18 protein-coding genes are annotated in these 21,195 nt (G+C 39.0%); 6 read left to right on the forward strand and 12 right to left on the reverse strand.

Features of this window, described 5'->3' with window-relative positions; genetic code table 11:
• Positions 1–30 precede the first annotated feature (30 nt).
• The 3 genes from NMU02_RS08100 to NMU02_RS08110 form a co-directional block, all read right to left on the reverse strand.
• On the reverse strand, positions 31–1,107 hold the full coding sequence (locus NMU02_RS08100) for an efflux RND transporter periplasmic adaptor subunit (protein ID WP_255027275.1): 1,077 nt from the start codon (positions 1,105–1,107) through the stop codon (positions 31–33).
• Between the two features lie 171 nt (positions 1,108–1,278).
• Positions 1,279–2,745: an aminoacyl-histidine dipeptidase gene (locus NMU02_RS08105; protein ID WP_255027276.1), complete on the reverse strand. Its 1,467-nt coding sequence runs from the start codon at positions 2,743–2,745 to the stop codon at positions 1,279–1,281.
• A 25-nt stretch (positions 2,746–2,770) separates the two neighbouring features.
• On the reverse strand, positions 2,771–3,715 hold the full coding sequence (locus NMU02_RS08110) for a lysylphosphatidylglycerol synthase transmembrane domain-containing protein (protein WP_435522027.1): 945 nt from the start codon (positions 3,713–3,715) through the stop codon (positions 2,771–2,773).
• Positions 3,716–3,955: 240 nt separating this feature from the next.
• On the opposite strand from NMU02_RS08110, the gene rsmA reads away from it, so the two are divergent.
• The 3 genes from rsmA to NMU02_RS08125 all read left to right on the forward strand — a co-directional run bounded on the left by rsmA (position 3,956) and on the right by NMU02_RS08125 (position 6,803).
• Positions 3,956–4,738, forward strand: a complete 783-nt coding sequence (rsmA, locus tag NMU02_RS08115) for a 16S rRNA (adenine(1518)-N(6)/adenine(1519)-N(6))-dimethyltransferase RsmA (RefSeq protein WP_255027306.1) — start codon at positions 3,956–3,958, stop codon at positions 4,736–4,738.
• A 54-nt stretch (positions 4,739–4,792) separates the two neighbouring features.
• Complete coding sequence (gene mgtE, locus NMU02_RS08120) at positions 4,793–6,139, forward strand: magnesium transporter (protein ID WP_255027277.1); 1,347 nt, start codon at positions 4,793–4,795, stop codon at positions 6,137–6,139.
• A 133-nt stretch (positions 6,140–6,272) separates the two neighbouring features.
• Positions 6,273–6,803, forward strand: a complete 531-nt coding sequence (locus tag NMU02_RS08125) for a hypothetical protein (RefSeq protein ID WP_255027278.1) — start codon at positions 6,273–6,275, stop codon at positions 6,801–6,803.
• Positions 6,804–6,881: 78 nt separating this feature from the next.
• Here NMU02_RS08125 and rlmB read toward each other — a convergent pair whose 3' ends face one another.
• The 6 genes from rlmB to dnaN all read right to left on the reverse strand — a co-directional run bounded on the left by rlmB (position 6,882) and on the right by dnaN (position 13,473).
• Positions 6,882–7,631 carry a 23S rRNA (guanosine(2251)-2'-O)-methyltransferase RlmB gene (rlmB, locus tag NMU02_RS08130; protein WP_255027279.1) on the reverse strand — a complete coding sequence of 250 codons (750 nt, stop codon included), beginning with the start codon at positions 7,629–7,631 and terminating at the stop codon, positions 6,882–6,884.
• An 18-nt stretch (positions 7,632–7,649) separates the two neighbouring features.
• Complete coding sequence (gene recN / locus NMU02_RS08135; protein ID WP_255027280.1) at positions 7,650–9,311, reverse strand: DNA repair protein RecN; 1,662 nt, start codon at positions 9,309–9,311, stop codon at positions 7,650–7,652.
• A gap of 14 nt (positions 9,312–9,325) precedes the next feature.
• Positions 9,326–10,228: a type IX secretion system protein PorD gene (porD, locus tag NMU02_RS08140; RefSeq protein WP_255027282.1), complete on the reverse strand. Its 903-nt coding sequence runs from the start codon at positions 10,226–10,228 to the stop codon at positions 9,326–9,328.
• Between the two features lie 18 nt (positions 10,229–10,246).
• Entirely contained in the window at positions 10,247–11,443 is a 1,197-nt protein-coding gene (gene coaBC / locus NMU02_RS08145) for a bifunctional phosphopantothenoylcysteine decarboxylase/phosphopantothenate--cysteine ligase CoaBC (protein ID WP_255027307.1), read from the reverse strand.
• Positions 11,444–11,555: 112 nt separating this feature from the next.
• Positions 11,556–12,323: a 3'-5' exonuclease gene (locus NMU02_RS08150; protein WP_255027283.1), complete on the reverse strand. Its 768-nt coding sequence runs from the start codon at positions 12,321–12,323 to the stop codon at positions 11,556–11,558.
• A 22-nt stretch (positions 12,324–12,345) separates the two neighbouring features.
• Positions 12,346–13,473 (reverse strand): DNA polymerase III subunit beta, encoded by a 1,128-nt coding sequence (gene dnaN, locus NMU02_RS08155; RefSeq protein WP_255027284.1) that lies wholly within the window; start codon positions 13,471–13,473, stop codon positions 12,346–12,348.
• Between the two features lie 209 nt (positions 13,474–13,682).
• On the opposite strand from dnaN, the gene NMU02_RS08160 reads away from it, so the two are divergent.
• Positions 13,683–15,107 carry a hypothetical protein gene (locus NMU02_RS08160; RefSeq protein ID WP_255027286.1) on the forward strand — a complete coding sequence of 475 codons (1,425 nt, stop codon included), beginning with the start codon at positions 13,683–13,685 and terminating at the stop codon, positions 15,105–15,107.
• A 68-nt stretch (positions 15,108–15,175) separates the two neighbouring features.
• Here the strand turns inward: NMU02_RS08160 and NMU02_RS08165 are convergent, their stop codons facing one another.
• Genes NMU02_RS08165 through NMU02_RS08175 form a run of 3 tightly spaced genes read right to left on the reverse strand, consistent with a single transcriptional unit; the run spans position 15,176 to position 18,406 of the window.
• Positions 15,176–16,252 carry a GDP-L-fucose synthase family protein gene (locus NMU02_RS08165; protein WP_255027287.1) on the reverse strand — a complete coding sequence of 359 codons (1,077 nt, stop codon included), beginning with the start codon at positions 16,250–16,252 and terminating at the stop codon, positions 15,176–15,178.
• A gap of 2 nt (positions 16,253–16,254) precedes the next feature.
• Complete coding sequence (gene gmd / locus NMU02_RS08170; protein WP_255027289.1) at positions 16,255–17,334, reverse strand: GDP-mannose 4,6-dehydratase; 1,080 nt, start codon at positions 17,332–17,334, stop codon at positions 16,255–16,257.
• 22 nt (positions 17,335–17,356) lie between these two features.
• The gene (locus tag NMU02_RS08175; protein WP_255027290.1) at positions 17,357–18,406 is read right to left on the reverse strand and encodes a mannose-1-phosphate guanylyltransferase; all 1,050 of its coding nucleotides are present in this window, start codon (positions 18,404–18,406) and stop codon (positions 17,357–17,359) included.
• Between the two features lie 220 nt (positions 18,407–18,626).
• Here NMU02_RS08175 and NMU02_RS08180 point away from each other — a divergent pair, with 220 nt between their 5' ends.
• A complete protein-coding gene (locus tag NMU02_RS08180) occupies positions 18,627–19,151 on the forward strand; it encodes a UpxY family transcription antiterminator (protein WP_255027291.1) in 525 nt (174 codons plus the stop codon).
• Between the two features lie 72 nt (positions 19,152–19,223).
• Complete coding sequence (locus NMU02_RS08185; RefSeq protein ID WP_255027292.1) at positions 19,224–21,116, forward strand: sensor histidine kinase; 1,893 nt, start codon at positions 19,224–19,226, stop codon at positions 21,114–21,116.
• Positions 21,117–21,195 lie beyond the last annotated feature (79 nt).

The raw sequence follows: 21,195 nt of genomic DNA on the forward strand, positions 1-21,195 counted from the left end.
TTAGTGTTTTCATAATATTGTCATACTCTACTATTCTACTTTCGACAGTTTCAAAGAGGAACCCTCTCTAACTTGCATCAAACCTGAAATCAAAATAGTATCTCCCATCATAACTCCTGAAATTACTTCTATACGGTCTTCTGTACGTTGTCCGGTTTCTACTTTTTGACTATAAGCTTTCCCGTTACGCAATACCCAAACACTTTTTCCATCCATATCGGGAACCACCGATTGTGTAGGGATTAATATCGCTTTGTTCGTGCGTCCCGTTATAAGGTTTATACGGGCAAACATACCAGGAGATAGCGCTTTGTCGAAATTTTCACAAATAGCCCTCAATAGAATAGTTCTTGTTTTAGTATCTACCCGGGGATCGATCGCATATATACGGGCAGAAAATTCTCTGTCGGAGGATTCCGTCCGGAATTTTACCATAGCTCCATTCAAATCACGGGAGGCATATTTTTCAGGAATCGAAAAATCGATTTTCAAACGACTGTCATCCACCAAATGACTTACGATAATATTGTTTTGCAAATAAGCCCCCAAACTAACATTTCTAAAACCTATAATACCCGAAAAGGGAGCTCTTAACTCAGTTTTCGCAATTTTTACCTTCAACAATTCCATATCGGCTTCAACCATGTTATAATCAGTCTGCACTTGATCATATTCTTCGCGACTCACCGCATCCTTTTCGAAAAGAATACGCTGACGTTCGAGCCGTTCCGATAAAAGCTTATGCTGATATTGGGCTCTCAATAACTGAGCCTGTAGATCCGAATCATCCACTTTTACAAGTAATGTTCCCTTATCTACCCGGGTTCCTTCCTTAAAAAAAATTCCGGTCACTTTCCCGGATGTTTCCGCAACCAAGTCTACTTCTTCTGCCGGCATAAGGGTACCTACAGCCTGTATTCCGTCATTGAGCTTCTGAGGCTTTATAACATAAGCATTTACAGGTATACTTTTTTCCCCTGACTTTTTTGGGGATCCAGATTGATCGGGCGATGGGTAATAAATTATTTTATAATATATAAGTCCGCCTACCAAAAGCAACGGCACACCTATCTTAAGCAATCTCTTAGCAATCTTATTTTTAAGCATATTCGATAAAACTATTCTCTATCCACTTCTCTCTATAACTCCGCACAATTCTCAAAACAAACGGGGTGATCCGAACAGACTCATACTAAGAATTGCCTTTCTCCTGATCACTCCGATTTATTAAAAACTGTCATTTCTGACAGTAATTAGACAAATAAAAATAACAATGGTTTAACGCCTGGGAATATTTTCAAGTAAATTTGTTAGAAATTTCCAATAACGGTCAACCGAAGCAATATCGACTTTCTCATCTGGAGAATGAGGATATTTAATGGTAGGACCGAAAGAAATCATATCGAGGTTAGGATATTTCGATCCTATAATACCACACTCAAGCCCAGCATGTATAATCATTATTTCAGGTTCTGTACCTAAAACATCTTTATGTACCTTTTTCGCAATATTCAATATCGGGGATTTCATATTAGGTTCCCAACCCGGATACCCTCCGCTTTCCTCTACCTTCGCACCCGCCAACAAGAAAGTACTTTCAAGGCTCGATGCCAATTCCGATTTCATTGTTTCGCTGGAACTCCGTACCAATATTTTTATTTCGATCAGTTCCTCCGACGATTCAACGATAGCAAGGTTAGATGAAGTCTCCACAATACCGGGAACATCGGGAATCATACGTGAAACTCCATTTCGACAAGCGACAACTGCATTAATAAGATCATCTTGTATCGGTTCGGGAATAAGTGTTTTCGGAGTATCAGTATCTTCTGCCATAAACATAATAGAATCTTCTATCGTTTCGTATTCATGCTTAAATACCGATTCAAAAACTGCTACTTCCTCATAAAAATCATTTTTCCATTCGGTAGGAATAATCACAACAGCCGTCGCTTCACGCGGAATAGCATTTCTCAAAGTTCCTCCGCTTACCCATGCAAGGCGTGCTTCATATTCCTGAACTGCATACTTCAAAAAACGGAAGAGCAATTTATTCGCATTTGCTCTGCCCAAATGGATATCTACTCCCGAATGACCTCCCTTCAGTCCCTTAATATGCAACTTCACAGCTATTTCGTCTTCACACAAAACATACGGTATATCTTTATATTGGAATGAGGCATTTATATCCAAGCCTCCTGCACAACTTACATAAAGCTCTCCCTCTTGTTCCGAATCGGTATTCAATAAAATATCTGCCTTCAACAAATCGGATTTTAGACCGATCGCTCCATACATACCCGTTTCTTCATCATAAGTAAATAATGCTTCCAAAGGGCCGTGTTTCAAAGTATTCGAACCTAAAATCGCTAAAATAGAAGCAACTCCTATGCCATTATCAGCCCCCAATGTCGTATCCCTTGCCGTAACCCAATCACCATCGATGTAGACATCGATAGGATCGTTTTCGAAATTATGCGTTACCGACTGATTTTTTTGCGGAACCATATCGAGATGCCCTTGCAGTACAACCGTTTTATAACCTTCCATCCCAGGGGTAGCTGGTTTACGAATCAGTACATTCCCGGCTTCATCGATAGAGGTATCAAGTCCGAGACTCTTACCATAATTCATTATATATTCGGTAATCTTATCGAGATGCCCTGAAGGACGCGGTATATCACAAATTTCACTAAAACGCAACCACAATTCCTGCGGTTCGAGCATGGCGATTTCTTTATTCATAGCAATATTATTTAAGTAAATCAAGTTAATTACTTACCGGAATTTCATCAATTGTTTTCCCGACCAAAGGAACCGATACATCGCTTTTTTTTTCGAGAGCGATAGAAAAAACAGTATAAATACCCAAAATGATAATCAGGATCATTTGTACTCCGTGAGCAACCAAAGCAAATGCACCTGCAGCGTTTTCTTCTACTCCATATAAAGAAAGCGTTGCAATTATAGCCAAGTGCCATGGTCCCAAACCTCCCTGTACCGGAATACCCATACTTATACTTCCCATAATGAAAAGGGTAAGCGCAGCTAAAACACCCAAGTCCTGTGTCGCCTGAAAGGCAAACAAGCAAACATATAATTGCATAAAGTAACAGAACCAAATCATTACCGTATAAAATAAAAACAAGAATTTTTGTTTCATTTCGAGTACGGTTTTAAATCCGCACCAAAGGTTATTTACCATCGACTTTACTTTAAGTACGTATTTATTTTCGGTCTTACGACAAAACAACCATACTAATGCAATAATGATAACAATCAATCCTACATATAGCCAAGGAGAAGTAATCAGGTGCCAGGCAGCCTCTTCGATAGTAGGAAATTTACGTAAAAAACTCCTAAAAATCGGCATTTGTAAAAAGAAAATTCCTACAGTAAGCAATACAACTGCCAAAGTATCGCAAAGCCGGTCGGAAAAAACAGATCCCAAAGCCTGCGTAAACGACATCTTTTCACGACGTGCCACATATCCGCAACGCCAGACCTCTCCCAAACGAGGGAAAATGAGGTTCATGGCATAAGTGCCGAAAATAGCGTTAGTCAATGTTCTCATCGAAGGATCGGTCCCCAGTGTTCGTAACTGTATCCTCCACCGTAAAGCCCTAAATATATGACTGAACAAACCGATAACCATCGATAGAAAGATCCAGTAGTAGTTAATTCCCGATTGTAATATACCCCAAATCTTTTTCATATCCAGATTTCTGTATAAAAGCCAGAATATAGCTATACCAATAAATAAGGGCACTATAAATTTAAGTGTATTTCGGAGTAATTTTTTCAATTTTATCGATTTAAAAAATATTATTGTACCTTTGTGTCACACAAAGATACATTTTTATCCACAACTTTGTAATAGCTCAATGTGTTTATTTAATTTTGTATTTACGTTTACACATTGATTAACATAAAACAACCGGAAAATTAAAGGATGATGAACACCGTAAGACCTAAGAAATCGCTGGGACAGCATTTCCTGAAAGACCTCGACATTGCCCGAAAAATATCCGGGACATTGTCGGGTTATAAAGGAATGCCCGTTCTTGAAATCGGCCCCGGAATGGGAGTACTTACCCAATTTCTGCTTGACGAAGAACACGATTTAACGGTCGTAGAACTCGATAACGAATCGGTTTCTTATCTGAAGCAAAACTTTCCACAATTAAAAGATCGCATTATCGAAGAAGATTTTCTAAAACTCGATCTGAAGGTTTTATTTTCTGGCGAATTTTGTGTAATAGGTAATTATCCTTACAATATTTCGAGCCAAATATTCTTTAAAGTACTCGATTACAAAGATAAAATACTTTGTTGCAGCGGGATGATACAAAAAGAAGTAGCGGAAAGGATGGCAGCTCCTCCGGGTAGTAAAACTTACGGAATACTTAGCGTATTGTTACAGGCTTGGTACCATATAGAATATTTATTTACCGTTCCCGAACATGTGTTCAATCCTCCGCCAAAAGTAAAATCGGCAGTTATTAAAATGACCCGTAACTCTACGACCGATCTGGGATGTAACGAAACATTGTTTCGCCGAGTCGTAAAAACTTCTTTCAACCAAAGAAGAAAAACATTGCGAAATTCTTTAAAACCGTTATTAGGAAATAAAAGCGATTTCTGTAACGATGCTGTGTTCGACCTGCGACCAGAACAACTATCGGTAAGAAACTTTGTAGATCTTACCAACCAAATAGAAAAAATATTATTGCTTTAAAAACAATGGATTTACCGGAATAAAATGATCCGGTGCCCTCAAATATCACTTCTGATGGAACAATTTACAGAAGAATACATTAAAGATTTTCAACAGATTATAAAAAATAAAGACGAAGAAAAAGCCCGCGTTTTACTCGAACCTTTACACCCGGCCGATATAGCGGAATTATATCATTCTCTCGATCTCGACGAAGCAGAGTTCATATACCTTTTGCTCGACAGCGAAAAGGCTGCCGACGTACTGATGGAACTCGACGAAGACGATCGTAAAAAAATGCTGAAACATCTTCCTAACGAGACCATTGCAAAACAATTTATCGACCATCTCGATACTGACGACGCAGTAGACCTTATACGTGAACTCGACGAAGAAGCCCAGGAGGAAATCCTTTCGCATATCGACGACGTAGAACAAGCCGGAGATATCGTCGATCTTTTAAAATACGACGAAGATACGGCCGGAGGTCTGATGGGAACCGAAATGGTGGTGGTAAACGAAAACTGGAGTATGCCGGAATGCCTGAAAGAAATGCGACAGCAGGCCGAAGACATGGACGAAATATATTATGTATATGTAGTTGATGACGACGAACGCCTGCGGGGTGTTTTTCCACTAAAAAAGATGATTACCAACCCTTCTGTTTCCAAAATTAAACACGTGATGAAAAAAGATCCGGTTTCGGTCAAAACCGATACTCCGGTAGAAGAGGTTGCGCAAATTTTTGAAAAATACAATTTGGTCGCCGTACCCGTAATAGACAGTATTGGACGCCTGGTAGGCCGCATTACTGTCGATGATGTCATGGACCAGGTACGAGAACAATCGGAAAGAGATTACCAATTGGCATCCGGTCTTTCTCAGGATGTGGAAAGTACCGATACTGTTTTTACCCAAACCTCGGCCCGACTACCTTGGTTACTAATCGGAATGTTCGGGGGATTAGCCAATTCGGTGATTTTGGGAAACTTTGAATCGGGCTTTGTTACCAATCCGGCAATGGCCCTTTTCATACCACTTATCGGAGGTACAGGCGGTAATGTCGGAATACAATCATCGGCAATCGTCGTTCAAGGTTTGGCAAACGGATCATTTTCTATAAAAAGATCGGGAAGCCAACTACTGAAAGAATTGGGTGTAGCACTCATAAACGCCTGTATGATTTCGGCTTTGGTATTTATTTATAACATGTTTTTACTGGGTAATACTCCGGTCACCAAGTCGGTTTCCCTCTCATTATTCGCCGTCGTAATCTTCGCTTCTATTTTCGGAACTCTCGTTCCCATGACCCTCGAAAGATTGAAAATAGATCCCGCTATCGCTACCGGACCTTTTATTACGATTACCAACGACATTATAGGTATGCTCATCTATATGAGCATCAGCGCTGCTATGACTTGATTAATTATTATATAAGTTTATGGGAACAAAAAAATGTATTTTTATCATATTATTATGTATCAGTTTCAGTAGTAATATAACCGGCCAAAAAAGGAACGATGATTTTTTTTTAGAAAAAGGCTTAGAACTAACAATGAGAAACGTTGAATTGCTGAATTGTAAAGAATACGATAAATTATTATATGAGAATAACGAACTAAAAGATATAAAGAATACACTGAGTTCTCTTAATTTTGAGAAACCGGATAAGGTATTTATCATCACAAATATAAAAAACATCTATCAAATCCCCCCAAATGCCAGTATTGAACTCGAAGAATGGCTATCGAATATATCCCTTATTTCCATACCCACAAGAATTAATCAAAAATACGGATCAGTAACTCTTGCCGTACTTTCTCCATACACGATGGATGATTATTTTTTTTACAAAGGTTTAAGGGAGTCTACGGCATATTTATATAGGTACAAAGGCGACTATCAAAGTATGGCCTTTTGTTATTACGTAAATAAAAAAGAGAATATCGTAAGAATGTATGCGCAATTTGTAAAAATCTCACCACAAAATTATAATCTGAATACTACCGACAATGTAATAAAATTCTTTCGTAACGAACTAAAAATGGCCCATGTATCGGTAAAACAAATATCTATTAAAAAATAATTTATTCAAAATCATCGATTAATTCCCAACTCATATCTTCTTATTTAACTCCAACGATGAACGATGTAACGAATTTAATTATTCGGTTATCTCTGCCATTCTTTGGCGAATGACTTCATACATCATCACACCGGCAGCCACCGAAACATTTAACGAACCTATTGTTCCGTTTTGTGGCAAACTTACTCTTTCATCACATATGCGAAGCACGTCAGCTGATATTCCGGTATCTTCAGCTCCCATTACAATTGCAACCGGCCCTGTATAATCTACCGTAGTATAGTTGCATGACGATTTCTCGGTAGCGGCAATAATCCGAACCCCACTGTTCTGTAAAAAACGAACAGCTTCATAAACCGACCGTTCACGACAAACCGGCAAATGCAAAAGTGCCCCGGCCGAAGTTTTTACAGCATCGGCATTTACCGAAACACTTCCTCTTTCGGGGATTACTATGGCATCGACTCCGCTGCATTCGCATGTCCGGGCAATAGCTCCGAAATTCCGCACATCGGTTATACCATCGAGTACAACAATAAAAGGGATCTTTCCCTCTTCGTATAATGTAGGTACAATATCGGCTACATGCTGATAAGTGACGGCAGAGATAAACGCAATTACTCCTTGATGATTCTTACGAGTAATACGGTTAATGCGTTCGACCGGTACTTTCTGGATAAAAATGCCAGTGCCTTTTATAACTGTAAATAACTCTTGTGCCAAATCGCTTTGCAGATCCTTCTTTATCAGAATTTTATCAATATCTTTACCGGCTTCGACCGCCTCAATTACGGCACGAATACCGAAAATCATTTCGTTTTTTTCCATTGTATAATTATCTGTTCTTTATTTTTTACCCAAAAGCACCTTCGCATTACTCAAAGCCTCATCCGTAAGTTGCGATCCGCTGAGCATACGCGCCACTTCTTCGACACGCTCTTTTTCATTTAATCGTACGATCTGAGTTACAGTACCTTTTTCGTCATCTGTTTTGTATACCCGATAGTGATGCTTCCCTTTTGAAGCAACCTGAGGCAAATGCGTAATACTTATAACTTGCATATAGTCACCCATTTCCTGCATAATTCCCGCCATTTTATCGGCAATCTCCCCGGATACACCGGTATCTACTTCATCGAAAATAATAGTAGGTAATGCTACCGCACTGGCAATAAGAGATTTTACGCACAGCATTATACGAGAAATCTCTCCCCCGGAAGCGACATCAGATACCGGTTGTAACGACTGATTTTTATTTGCAGAAAAAAGAAAGCGTACTTGCTCGGCTCCATTTTCATCCAACAAATCATGCGGCAACAGCTCTATTTCGAATCTTAAGTTTGGCATTCCTAATCCGGAAGCCTTATCTACCAATAAAGTAGAAAATTCAATGGCAGCCTTTTCTCTTTTAACAGAAAGCTCTTTTGCAATTTTATCCAATTTCTCTAAGCGTAAAGCAATTTCTTTTTCTAAACGAATGATATTTTCATCAGAATTATCGATTGCTTGTAATTTGTCATCGATCGACTGTTTTATTTCTAACAAATCCGAAACAGTTTTTACCTGATGCTTCTGTTGTAAACGATATATCGTATCGAGACGTTCCTGAACAAATCGCAATCGTTCGGGATCGATTATCACCGACTCTTCCCGATCATTAATCTCTGCCGATACATCTTTCAGATCGATATATGCCGATTGAATACGGGAAGCCAATTCTTCGGCATCGGGATATAATTTAGATAATGATTGCAACCTCGATAAAGCAAATTTCAATTGCTGAAGAATTCCTGCTTCCTCCCCAGAAGTCAATTGCCCGAGAGCATACAATTCTCCTTTTATTTCTCCTGCATGCTCCAGCAATTCTTGCTCTTGTTCTAACACTTCCTGTTCTCCTTCTTCCAGCCGAGCCTCTTCAAGCTGTTCCGACTGGAAACGCAAATAATCTTCCTCTTTCCTATTGGCTGCAGTTTCGGCACGCATACGCTCCAACTCTTTCTGCATCGACTTATAAGATACATATTCATGCCTATACCGGTTAAGCAAATCCCGGTTTTTACCCCAAACATCCACGACCTGTAACTGAAACCGATCGTTTCCTAATAAAAGATTCTGATACTGCGAATGAATATCGATCAGTTTCTCTCCCAATTCTTTTAACAGTACCAACGATACAGGAGTATCATTAATAAAAGCTCTCGATTTACCTGATGCCTGCAATTCGCGGCGCAATATGCAATTTCCGGCATCATACTCGAGATCGTTCTTATCGAAAAAATTATGTATATCGTAAGCCGAAATATCAAATATACCTTCGATAACAGCCTTATGATTTTCATCTTTTACAGAACGAGAATCGGCTCTTTGGCCCAATATAAGGGATAATGCTCCCAAAATAATCGATTTACCCGCGCCTGTCTCTCCGGTTATAACCGAAAATTCCGAAAAAAAATCGATTTCGAGAGAATCGATAAGGGCAAAATTACGGATAGATAATTTTTTAATCATTGCAGACGGGATTATTATTTTTCTTTTCTTATTTCCTGCAAACGGGCTCCTTGTGTAGGATATATACCGCTAAGAACTTTATATACTTCTTCTTTCTCCTCTTTTGGTGCTTTCGAATAAATATTTACCAACTCATCGAGTTTCGTATCACTGAAGAAAGGCAATAATACCGTAGTGGAGGCAGCACTATAAAGGTCTTGTATTTTTTTTACGGCTTCAGTTATTTTAGCTCGTCCCTTATCCACGCTTAAAGCCATCTCATCTAATCCCTGCCTGTGATACATATACCAAAGTTCTCTGAATACAGCCGTTCTCTGATCGGTAAACGCCGTAACTAAAGCATGCCGGTTTCGGGTATTATCAAATGCTTTCCATCCCGACTCCATCGAAGACTGTCCCATATTTACCACATGTTCGGCTTTTTGGTAAAAATAATCTCCACCTTTTGGCGAAAAACTATCGAAATCGATACCCAAAATCATATAACAATAAAAATCGAGAACAGCCGTCAAATTGCTTTCAATCGTATTTTCATTATATATCAACGGCTCGAACTCCTGATAATTGAATTCAAACTCGTTGTCTTTAAAATTCATTGTAGTAGTCGTGTAAGAAGCATTATAAACCGGCCTTTTAGCCTGTATTTGCAAGTTACATTTATACCGGTTATCATTTACTTCATTCACCGTAATTACCATACTACATTCGATCATCTCCGAATTGGATATCTGCGCTTCACTCCATTTACGATTATTGATATACTCGGTAATAGCCTGCTGCAACGTATTAAAAACCTGTTTATTAGTTCCCTGAATCTTATCACTGTTGATCTGAACAGTGCATTTCAGTTCCTGAGAAAGAACAGGCCATGTTACCACCCCTAATAAAAAACAGATAATAATTAAAAATCGTCGCATAAATATTTTTTACATAGTTCAATGCATTATCGCTTCGAGAAAATCTATGATATCTGCCGCTACCGCAGCTTTCGATTTCATTTCATACTCCCGTTTTTCTCCATCGATACCGAAAATCGTTATCTTATTGGTATCGCACCTGAAACCGGCTCCTTTATCCTGTAATGAATTGAGGACGATAAAATCGAGATTTTTCCTACGCATTTTTTCCTGCGCATTAAATACCTCGTTGTGTGTCTCCAATGCAAAACCGATCAATTTTTGTTCAGGTTTCTTTATTTCACCCAAAGCAGCAGCAATATCGCGGGTAGGCTTCAATGCAATGGACAACTCCTCTCCAGTCCGCTTTATTTTAACATCCGCTGTCGATGCAGGTGTAAAGTCTGCTACTGCAGCACACATAATTCCTACCGATGCATTTTTAAACGCTTCCACTGTTTCCCGAAACATTTCTTCAGCCGTTTCCACATCGACACGTCGAATCGAAGAATTATGGGAGTTCAAAGAAACCGGACCCGCTATTAGCGTAACCTCCGCTCCTCTTTCGGCACATTCTTCGGCAAGAGCAAAACCCATCTTTCCCGAAGAATAATTACCTATAAAACGTACAGGATCTATTTTCTCGTATGTAGGACCAGCTGTTATTACAATTTTTTCACCTGTAAGCGATTTTTTTTTCGAAAAAAAATCTTCAAGTACAGTTACGATACGATCCGGTTCTTCCATACGGCCCTTGCCGCACAAATGACTGGCTAATTCACCTTCTGCTGGTTCGATAATATGATTTCCATACGATTTCAACAAGTCGATATTCCGCCGTGTAGAAGGATGAGCAAACATATCGAGGTCCATCGCAGGAGCTACAAATACCGGGGCTTTACTCGACAGATAAGTCGTTATAAGCATATTATCGGCGATACCATTCGCCATCTTTCCTATCGTACTGGCCGTTGCCGGAGCAATGACCATTGCATCGGCCCATAAACCCAAATCGACATGACTATGCCAAGTTCCGTCATTAGCCGTAAAAAATTCACTGATTACAGGTTTCCCCGTAAGAGCCGATAACGTTACCGGCGTGATAAATTCTTTTCCTGCAGGTGTCATAACCACCTGCACTTCGGCCCCTTTTTTTACCAAAGCACGCACAAGATAAGCCGCTTTATAAGCTGCTATGCTTCCGGTTATACCCAACACGATTTTTTTCCCTTTCATCATATCGGCACACTTTTTCGGTCAAAAAATCCGCAAATGATATTCCCTGTTTCTTCTCAGTATTGCTCATCAAGAAACATATGGCCCATCATCTGCGGATCCCTCTCCGTATTTATTTTTTTAATTCCCTTAATTTTATATTCGTAATTACGTTTTTCGTATTCAACGTAAAATCACCCTGCATCATCCAACCGTAATACCCGATATCGGTTTTAAATACCTCAGCGACAGAACGGCCTTTGTATTTACCGAAATTAAAAATTTCTACCCCATTATCATCATAAACGATACGACCGGCAAAATCTGCATTTTTATTATGAGTCGAAAATTCGGCAAGTTTTCCCATATCATTCTCCAAATCGGGATACCGATCGAGCTGTGACTTTAAAACTTCATAAGTCGCTCGTGTATCGGCTTCTGCCGTATGAGCATTTTCGAGGCTTTGGTTACAATAAAACTTATAAGCCGCCGATAAAGTACGCTGTTCCATCTTATGGAAGATAGTCTGTACATCGATCAGTTTCCGCTTCGAAAGGTCGATATCTACACCGGCCCTCAAAAGCTCCTCAACCAATAAAGGAATATCGAAACGATTCGAATTAAAACCGGCAAGATCGCATCCCTCTATATCCTTAGCGATATTCTTAGCGACTTCCTTAAACGTGGGACAATCTGCGACATCTTCGTCGGATATCCTGTGTACGGCTGTCGATTCGGGGGGAATAGGCACTCCCGGATTAATTCGTAAAGTTTTACTCTCCTCTTTCCCGTTAGGATATACTTTAAGATAACTTATCTCGACGATGTGATCCGTTGCGATATTCACACCCGTCGTTTCCAGATCGAAAAAAACGATCGGATTTTTCAGGTTAAGCTGCATTTTTTTCGGTTATTTTCCTACATTAAAAATCGGTAAGCATCATAGGCATCAACAACATCAGCAAATCTTCATTGGGCTGATTCTCGATCGGCAATATCAATCCGGCACGTGAAGGGTCGGATAACTCGATAGAAACCTCTTGTGACGAGATATTGTTGAGTATTTCGATCAGATAGGTAGATTTAAATCCTATTCCCATCGCATCACCGGTATAATTGCAAGAAACGGTTTCTTCTGCCGAAGTTGAAAAATCGATATCCTGAGCCGAGACCTGCATCTGATTATCCTGTAACTGAAGCTTAACTAAATTGCTGGCCTGATTGGAGAACACCGAAACACGACGGAGAACATTCATGAACTGGGCCCGGTCCACAATAAGACGATTGGGATTATTCTGAGGAATTACCGATGCATAATTAGGATAACGACCCTCTATCAAACGACAATTCAGAATAAAGTTAGAAAGCGTGAAGCATGCGTTTTTATCATCAAAAGTTATCGTTACATCGCCAGACTCTTTCGGAAGAATACTTTTCAATAAATTCGCCGGTTTTTTAGGCAAAATAAATGAAGCCGTAAGCCCTGCATGCACCGCATCATTTTTACAACGTACCAGCTTATGACTATCCGAGGCTACAAAAACAATATCTTCAGGGTGAATATCGATACAGATACCGTTCATAATAGGGCGTAACTCATCGTCGGCAGTAGCAAAAATCGTGCGATTGATACCGTTTAATAAAATCTGAGAACTGATTGTAAATGTTTTAGCATCGGAAGAAAGAGGTTGTTTTTGTGGATACTCTTCTCCATTTACCCCGATAAAATTGTATTTTCCGTTCTGGAAATATAGGAAGATCTCCAGATTTTCATCGTTTATTTCAAAAGTCAACGGTTGATCGGGCAATTCTTTCAAAGGCTCGAGTAAAATCTTTGCCGAAACAGCAAACAAACCGTCTCCCTCTGCTTCAATAACCTCGAGATCGGTTACCATAGTCGTTTCCTGATCGGATGCAGTCATCGTAAGTTTATTTCCTTCGAGACGAAAAAGGAAATTATCGAGAATAGCCATCGAGTTCTTAGAGTTGATAACCCGGCTTATCGCCTGAAGATGCGATAATAAAGCTGTACTTGATACTATAAATTTCATAAGTCGTATTTATTTTTATTAATCATCCGTTTACAACCGAGGAAAGTTCGATATTTTCTCCCTCTTACCATATTAGGAACAAATGTAATCATTTTTTACAAAAAATCTTGTCCTTTAAAAGAAAAACACGCCGAAGATTAAAGTGATTCTTTCCTCACTTTCTGATTTAATTCCCTAATTTTGCAATTATAATTAATCGACTTTTGGACATGGCTCAAAAACCTAAAACAAAATATATTTTTTCGATATCGGTTATTACAACAGTAATAATAGCTGCCCTATTGTGGTTTTATTTATCGGACAAAAGCACTCCTGTACCGGCAAATGCCGATATCTCTGCTTATATTCCAGTTAACGGGAATCTTTTTTTAGTGGGCATCAACGATAAAAACGGATATTCCGATCTGTTTACCCCGTTAATAAAAAAGAATCTTATCGACAAATATCCCGATGGTGATATTCTTGCAAACATTTTAATCAATCTCTACAATTATATTCCCCGAACTTCCGAAAAAGGGCGTTCATATCTCGGCGGATATACTAACGGAAAAGAGCAACCGACGTGCATTGCGTGGTTTATGCTCGAAGAAGAAATCGCACTCGAAAAAAAAATTTTACAAAGAACCTTACAAATTGATTTCGAACCGGTAAAACAAACTTACCGTGGATATGATATCTGGCTATATCCGCTAAATAACGGTGAATTTATTTCCTGTTTCAAACAAATGAATGTTTTCGCTGCTTCTACCGATATCGAACTACTAAAACGATCTATCGACAATTTTATATTACAACAACCTTCCCTAAAATTTCCCGGCTTTTACAATGCTTTACTGACAGCCCAAAAATCAGGTAGTTTAACTCTTCTCGAACCGGGAGTAAACTATCTTTCGGCAATCGGTCTATCTCCGGATAGTTCCCGGTGGCTGTCCAGCGACGTATCGATAGAAAATGGCGATCTCTGGATATCCGGATATATCGGTTCACCCTTAAATAACACTCCATCTAAAACAGAAGAAACCGAAGATATCTCGGCCAATAAATTAAGTGAAAGGACATTTGCCGGTATACAATACAAAAAATGTTTTGTTAAGGAAATAGTACATCATCTTTTTCCGGATAAAAATATCTCCGTTACCGATACCAGCCTCAATCAATTAGCCGGAAAATGTTTGCAAACAATATATCTTACCTCAAAAGACTCTATACCTGTAACCGAAAAAATAGCAATCATTTCTACAGATTCATTACCGGCATACGATAAACAGGAAAATAAAATAAAAGTGATGTTTAACGATTCCACTCAATCTTTTATCTACACGGCTATCGACGGCAAACGATTATTACTCGGAAATAATGAGAAAAGTCTCGATAATTACCTGAACGACCTGAAAAACAATAAACTTTTATCCTTAAAGAATCCGACTTTCCAAAAGTTATTTACCCAAACGACAGGCGTTGCCGACCGCATCGTTTTCGGAGACGGTGGCGCGATAAAAAGGTTGGCGGCCCATGAAAAAATCAGGCCTCTTTTACCCTTACCGATCATTCCCGATCATATTTTTCTCAACGAGATAAGCCATGAAGGAACAAGGGCCGTATACAGCAATACGATAATCGCAGGCAATAATTAAAAAATAAAAAAAGAAACCCGCGAATCTTATCGAATCTTCGCGGGTTTAACATATCTATCTGAAGGCTTTTACTTTACCGATTGTAAATACCAATCATACATACGTTTTACACCATCATCGATCTCGATTTTATGATGCCATCCCAAACGATGTAATTTCGACACATCGGTCAATTTACGCATCGTACCGTCCGGCTTCTGCGGATCGAATACAAGTTTTCCTTTATAACCAATTGCATTCACAATCATTTCAGCTAGCTCTCGTATCGAAACTTCTTTACCCGTTCCGATATTAATATGGCAATTTCGAATATCGGCTTTATCCCCCTTAACATCATCAAAATTTACATGTTCCATCACAAAGACCGAAGCATCTGCCATTTCCTCACTCCATAAAAATTCCCGTAAAGGTTTACCGGTACCCCAAAGTTCCACTTTATCGGAATTTATACCGTATTTATTCAACACAAATAAAATTTCATCATTCGTATTCTTTCCATTTATGCCTTCGACAGGTCGCAGATCCATATCTCGACGTACAGCGGGCCAATTTCCTTCATACAAACATTTTCCCAAATGTATTTTTCGTATCATGGCCGGAAGCACATGGCTTCGTTCAAGGTCGAAATTATCGTTTGGCCCGTATAAATTTGTCGGCATTACTGCAATGTAATTAGTCCCGTACTGTAAATTGAAACTCTCACACATTTTTAACCCGGCTATTTTAGCAATAGCATACGGTTCATTGGTATACTCCAGCGGAGAAGTAAGCAATGCATCTTCTTTCATCGGCTGTTCTGCATCCCGTGGATATATACAGGTACTTCCCAAAAAAAGAAGTTTCTTTACATTATGGCGAAAACTTTCTCCTATTACATTCTGCTGTATCTGCAAATTACGATAAATGAAATCGGCCCGGTACTTACTATTAGCCATAATTCCCCCTACATAAGCAGCCGCAAGAAAAACATATTCGGGCCGTTCTTTATCAAAAAAATTTCGTACGGCCACGCCATCGAGTAGATCGAGTTCGCTATGCGTACGACCAATCAGAGAAGTATAGCCTTTCGATTTCAGATTATTCCATATCGCCGATCCGACAAGCCCATGATGACCGGCAACATATATTTTCGCATTCTTTTCCATTCCTATATTTCGGATCTGAGTGCCAGATTTTTTACAAATCTCATATCGTATTCCACCATTATACGTACCAAATCTTCAAAAGAAGTTTTACGGGGATTCCACCCCAACAATGTACGAGCTTTGGTAGGATCTCCCAATAACTGCTCCACATCCGAAGGCCTGAAATATTTAGGATCCACCTCTACCAGAACACGGCCGGTTTTCACATCGATTCCTTTTTCATCCACACCTTCACCTTCCCATTTCAGATCGATACCAGCTTCGGCAAATGCCAGTGTACAAAATTCCCGCACAGAATGCATTTCTCCGGTAGCTATCACAAAATCTTCGGGTTTATCATGCTGTAACATCAACCACATACATTCTATATAATCGCGAGCATATCCCCAATCGCGTTTGGCATCGAGATTACCCAGATACAATTTATCCTGCATTCCCAAAACAATGCGTGCCGCAGCCAATGTAATTTTACGGGTAACAAAATTTTCACCTCGCCGTTCGCTTTCATGATTGAATAATATACCGTTCACAGCAAACATATCATAAGATTCCCGATAATTTTTGGTAATCCAAAATCCGTATTGTTTAGCAACTCCATAAGGTGAACGCGGATAAAAAGGAGTTGTTTCTTTCTGAGGTATCTCCTGCACTTTGCCAAATAATTCGGAGGTAGAAGCCTGGTAAATACGCGTTTTTTTCTCAAACCCGAGAATTCTAACAGCCTCCAGCAACCGAAGAGTTCCTACAGCATCGGTTTCGGCAGTATATTCAGGCACATCAAAACTTACTTTTACATGACTTTGCGCCGCTAAATTATATATTTCATCAGGTTGTATGCTCTGTATAATGCGGATAAGAGAACTCGAATCGGTCATATCGCCGTAATGCAGATTAACCAATCGGCGTTGCTTCATATCACGCACCCACTCGTCGAGGTACAAATGTTCGATACGACCGGTATTGAAAGAAGAAGAACGACGGATAATCCCATGTACATCATATCCCTTTTCAATCAGAAACTCCGCAAGAAAAGAACCGTCCTGACCCGTAATACCGGTAATCAGTGCAACTTTATTTGCCATATTTATAAAATTTATTAATATATTATTTGAGGAAATCTTTTATATGCTGTTCCTCTTCCAACTTACATATCAGCAATGTATCGCCTTTTTCGGCAATAATATAACCGTCGAGTCCCTGAATAACTACTCTTTTCCCCGCAGGGACATGTACCACGCAGTTCTTCGAATCTATAAGAGTCACCTGGTCCCCTACTGTTGCATTTTCTGCATCATCATGGGACAATAAAGTATGTAACGATCCCCAAGTACCCAAATCAGACCATCCGAAATCAGCCGGAAAAACATATATATCTTTCGCTTTTTCCATAACAGCATAATCGATCGATATTTTAGTACAGTCGGGAAACATTTCATCAATGCATTCCTGCTCTTTCGAAGTAAAAAATACATCGTTCAGCCTATCAAATGCAGAGGCCATGTCGGGCTGGAAAGTACGAAAAGCCTTTTCTATGGTTTTTACATTCCAAATAAAAAGTCCTGCGTTCCAAAAATAATTACCGGCCTCGAGATAAGCTTGTGCAGTTTCAAAATCGGGTTTTTCACGAAACGATTCTACCCGATGTATCTCGGGAGCTACCACGTCTGGTAAAGCGGCAATATATCCATAACCGGTCTCCGGACGGGTCGGATTCATCCCCAATGTAAGAATAGCATCACGACTTGCGGTAAAATCGAGTGACTTACGTATAACACGGCGAAATTCTTTTACATCGGTAACGATATGGTCCGAGGCGGTAACCACCATGTTGGCATCGGGAAAGCGTTTTTTAATTTTCCAACTTACATAAGCGATACAGGGAGCCGTATTACGCATACATGGTTCCAGTAATATGTTCGATTCGGGAAGATTCGGTAACTGTTCCCTCACCAGTGAAAAGTATTTTTTAGACGTAACCACCCACATATTTTCTATCGGAGCAATACCTTCGAAACGATCTGCAGTCAGTTGCAATAAAGTTCGTCCGCAACCTGTTACATCGATAAACTGTTTAGGATTCTCGGGTGTACTCATCGGCCAAAAACGGCTTCCGATACCACCAGCCATAATAACTATATGATTATTTTCTGCCATGTTATTCGTCAGGTTATAAAAACCGGATACATGAAACATATCTTTTATGATATATTCCCCGTCTAAATTATTAACGATACAAATTTAATAATATTTACCGAGCATTAAAAAAATGTTTCTTTTTATTCCCATAAACCGGTTTACACAAATCTAAAGAATAAAATTCTATTTTGAAATCATACAAATAAATATTATTTTTGGCATCAACTAATAATATGAGATGACAGATATCCCCCGATATTGGCACGCCGTATATACTACCTCACGTTCCGAGAAGAGAGTAAAAGAACGTTTTGAGATTCAGGGTATAGAACATTTTCTTCCCATACAAACAATTATACGTCAGTGGAAATACCGGAAACAGAAGGTGCGTATCCCTGTAATCGCAGGGATGATCTTCGTTAAAGTATCCCGTGCAGAACAATTACAAGTATTAAAAACACCAGGTGTCGTTACTTTTTTACGTTTAAGAGGATCTTCTACTGCTGCAATCATTCCCGATAAACAAATAGAAGACTTCCGTTTCCTCGTTGAATATTCCGACCATGAGATTGAAATAACCAACGAAAATATAGAAATTGGCGATCGGGTTATTGTCACCGGCGGTTCTTTGCAAGGCCTTACCGGTGAACTCATACAACGCAAGGGTGAATTTAAAGTCATTGTCCGCATAGAAGCATTCGGTTGTGCAATGGTAACTATTCCGGGAGCGTTGGTAGAACCCGTAAAAAACATATCCATATAAACATAAGACACGTTTATATACATCCTCCAGAACAGAGGTACCGGACACCTGATTATTATAAAATTCTTATCTATGGAAAAACATCCTGATTTCGATTTTTTTTCAGAATTGATGACTAACGCCAACATGGGTTGGTGGGAAGCCGATCTGGAAAATGAAATTTACATCTGTTCCCAATACATATCCAATTTACTGAATCTCGGACAAGACGGAATTATCAGTTTCTCCGATTTTAATAAACGTATTTTAAAAGAAGAACAACGGCCTACTACGGTTCATTCTTTTAATTTACAAAATACAAAAGAAGCCGTATATCTTCTCGATACCCTCAAAGGGCCTATATGGGTACGCAGTAAAATTTGTTTTCAAAAGATCGATAATAATGGTAAGACCATAGTTTACGGCATAGCCGAAACCCAAGACGGGCCAGACATGGCATCGGCTTATCAAGCTTTGCAAAAAAACGAAAGAATACTTTATACTATATATAAATATCTTCCCGTAGGTTTAGAATTATACGACATAAACGGTGTCCTGATCGATTTGAACGACAAAGAACTGGACATATTCCATTTAAAGAAAAAAGAAGACATACTGGGCATAAACATTTTCGAAAATCCCATTTTTCCCGAAGATATGAAAGAAAAACTGAGAAATAACGAAAATGCCGACTTTACTTTCCGGTACGACTTTTCGAAATTAAACGGATATTACCAGACAAAAAAGAAAAAAGGGACGATCGATCTGATGACAAAAGTCACTACTCTTTATGACGAAAATCAACAACCTTCGAACTACCTGCTGATTAATACCGATAAAACCGAATCAACTGTCGTTTATAATAAAATTCTGGAATTTGAAAAACTCTTTGAACTCGTAGGAAATTATTCGAAAGTAGGATATGCTTACTTTAATATCCTCTCTCAAAAAGGGCACGCATCTAAAAGTTGGTACAAGAATGTAGGAGAAAGATACGGAATTTCACTGAATAAAATAGTAGGTATATATTCCCATGTTCACCCGACTGATCGTAAGGTGTTAAATAATTTCATCACTGAAGCCAAAAACGGAACTGCCCAAAAACTCAGCCACGAGATACGGGTACTCAGAAAAAATGGAAAACATACCTGGACTCATGTCAATTTACTGGTAAATAATTACGATCCGCAAAATAATATTATAGAACTCATCGCGATCAACTATGATATTACAGAAATGAAACTTACTGAAGAAATGCTCATCAATGCAAAAAATAAAGCCGAAGAATCAGATCGTCTGAAATCTGCTTTTTTAGCCAGCATGAGTCACGAAATACGCACTCCGTTAAACGCGATCATCGGTTTTTCCAATTTATTATTATATGCCGATGATCAAACTGAAAAAGAACAGTATAACGCACTTATCAATCACAATAATGAATTATTACTTAAATTAATCGACGATATACTCGATCTCTCCAAAATCGAATCGGGTAGCTTAGAACTGATACCTTCCTGGTTTAATCTTTCTGAATTTATAGAAGAATGTATCAAGGAATTTTCAAGTCAGGCTCCTCCTCAGGTAAAGATTATATTCCATAAAGCCGACTACGATTTTTGGGTCGAGCTCGATATCATGCGTATTAAACAAATATTAAATAATTTCATATCAAACGCACTGAAAAACACAACGCAAGGGTCAATCGAGATTTCATATCAAACTCAACCTAATGGAATAAAAATATCCGTTTCCGATACCGGTCCCGGAATACCTCCTGATAAAATCGACAAAATATTCGAACGTTTCGAAAAACTCAATTCATTTACTCAGGGCATAGGTCTCGGATTACCGATATGTAAATCGATTGTAGAAAAAATGGGCGGAAAAATCGGCGTTATCTCCGAAATAAACCGGGGCAGTACTTTTTGGTTCGAGATTCCCTGTCAGATACTAATTGCTGATGATACAAAAAATGATCAGCCATAAGCTGATCATTTTTTATCGATAAAGGATTTTATAAGTTCCGCAACCCGGATAATATCATCATCACCCAACGACGATCCCG

The organism is Coprobacter tertius (assembly GCF_024330105.1).
Lineage (GTDB): Bacteria > Bacteroidota > Bacteroidia > Bacteroidales > Coprobacteraceae > Coprobacter > Coprobacter tertius.

What these genes read in the sequence shown, in the direction of transcription:
- NMU02_RS08100 (WP_255027275.1), bottom strand. Translation starts at nt 1,107, where the DNA reads ATGCTTAAAAATAAGATTGCTAAGAGATTGCTTAAGATAGGTGTGCCG.
- NMU02_RS08105 (WP_255027276.1), bottom strand. Translation starts at nt 2,745, where the DNA reads ATGAATAAAGAAATCGCCATGCTCGAACCGCAGGAATTGTGGTTGCGT.
- NMU02_RS08110 (WP_435522027.1), bottom strand. Translation starts at nt 3,715, where the DNA reads ATGAAAAAGATTTGGGGTATATTACAATCGGGAATTAACTACTACTGG.
- rsmA (WP_255027306.1), top strand. Translation starts at nt 3,956, where the DNA reads ATGAACACCGTAAGACCTAAGAAATCGCTGGGACAGCATTTCCTGAAA.
- mgtE (WP_255027277.1), top strand. Translation starts at nt 4,793, where the DNA reads ATGGAACAATTTACAGAAGAATACATTAAAGATTTTCAACAGATTATA.
- NMU02_RS08125 (WP_255027278.1), top strand. Translation starts at nt 6,273, where the DNA reads ATGAGAAACGTTGAATTGCTGAATTGTAAAGAATACGATAAATTATTA.
- rlmB (WP_255027279.1), bottom strand. Translation starts at nt 7,631, where the DNA reads ATGGAAAAAAACGAAATGATTTTCGGTATTCGTGCCGTAATTGAGGCG.
- recN (WP_255027280.1), bottom strand. Translation starts at nt 9,311, where the DNA reads ATGATTAAAAAATTATCTATCCGTAATTTTGCCCTTATCGATTCTCTC.
- porD (WP_255027282.1), bottom strand. Translation starts at nt 10,228, where the DNA reads ATGCGACGATTTTTAATTATTATCTGTTTTTTATTAGGGGTGGTAACA.
- coaBC (WP_255027307.1), bottom strand. Translation starts at nt 11,443, where the DNA reads ATGAAAGGGAAAAAAATCGTGTTGGGTATAACCGGAAGCATAGCAGCT.
- NMU02_RS08150 (WP_255027283.1), bottom strand. Translation starts at nt 12,323, where the DNA reads ATGCAGCTTAACCTGAAAAATCCGATCGTTTTTTTCGATCTGGAAACG.
- dnaN (WP_255027284.1), bottom strand. Translation starts at nt 13,473, where the DNA reads ATGAAATTTATAGTATCAAGTACAGCTTTATTATCGCATCTTCAGGCG.
- NMU02_RS08160 (WP_255027286.1), top strand. Translation starts at nt 13,683, where the DNA reads ATGGCTCAAAAACCTAAAACAAAATATATTTTTTCGATATCGGTTATT.
- NMU02_RS08165 (WP_255027287.1), bottom strand. Translation starts at nt 16,252, where the DNA reads ATGGAAAAGAATGCGAAAATATATGTTGCCGGTCATCATGGGCTTGTC.
- gmd (WP_255027289.1), bottom strand. Translation starts at nt 17,334, where the DNA reads ATGGCAAATAAAGTTGCACTGATTACCGGTATTACGGGTCAGGACGGT.
- NMU02_RS08175 (WP_255027290.1), bottom strand. Translation starts at nt 18,406, where the DNA reads ATGGCAGAAAATAATCATATAGTTATTATGGCTGGTGGTATCGGAAGC.
- NMU02_RS08180 (WP_255027291.1), top strand. Translation starts at nt 18,627, where the DNA reads ATGACAGATATCCCCCGATATTGGCACGCCGTATATACTACCTCACGT.
- NMU02_RS08185 (WP_255027292.1), top strand. Translation starts at nt 19,224, where the DNA reads ATGGAAAAACATCCTGATTTCGATTTTTTTTCAGAATTGATGACTAAC.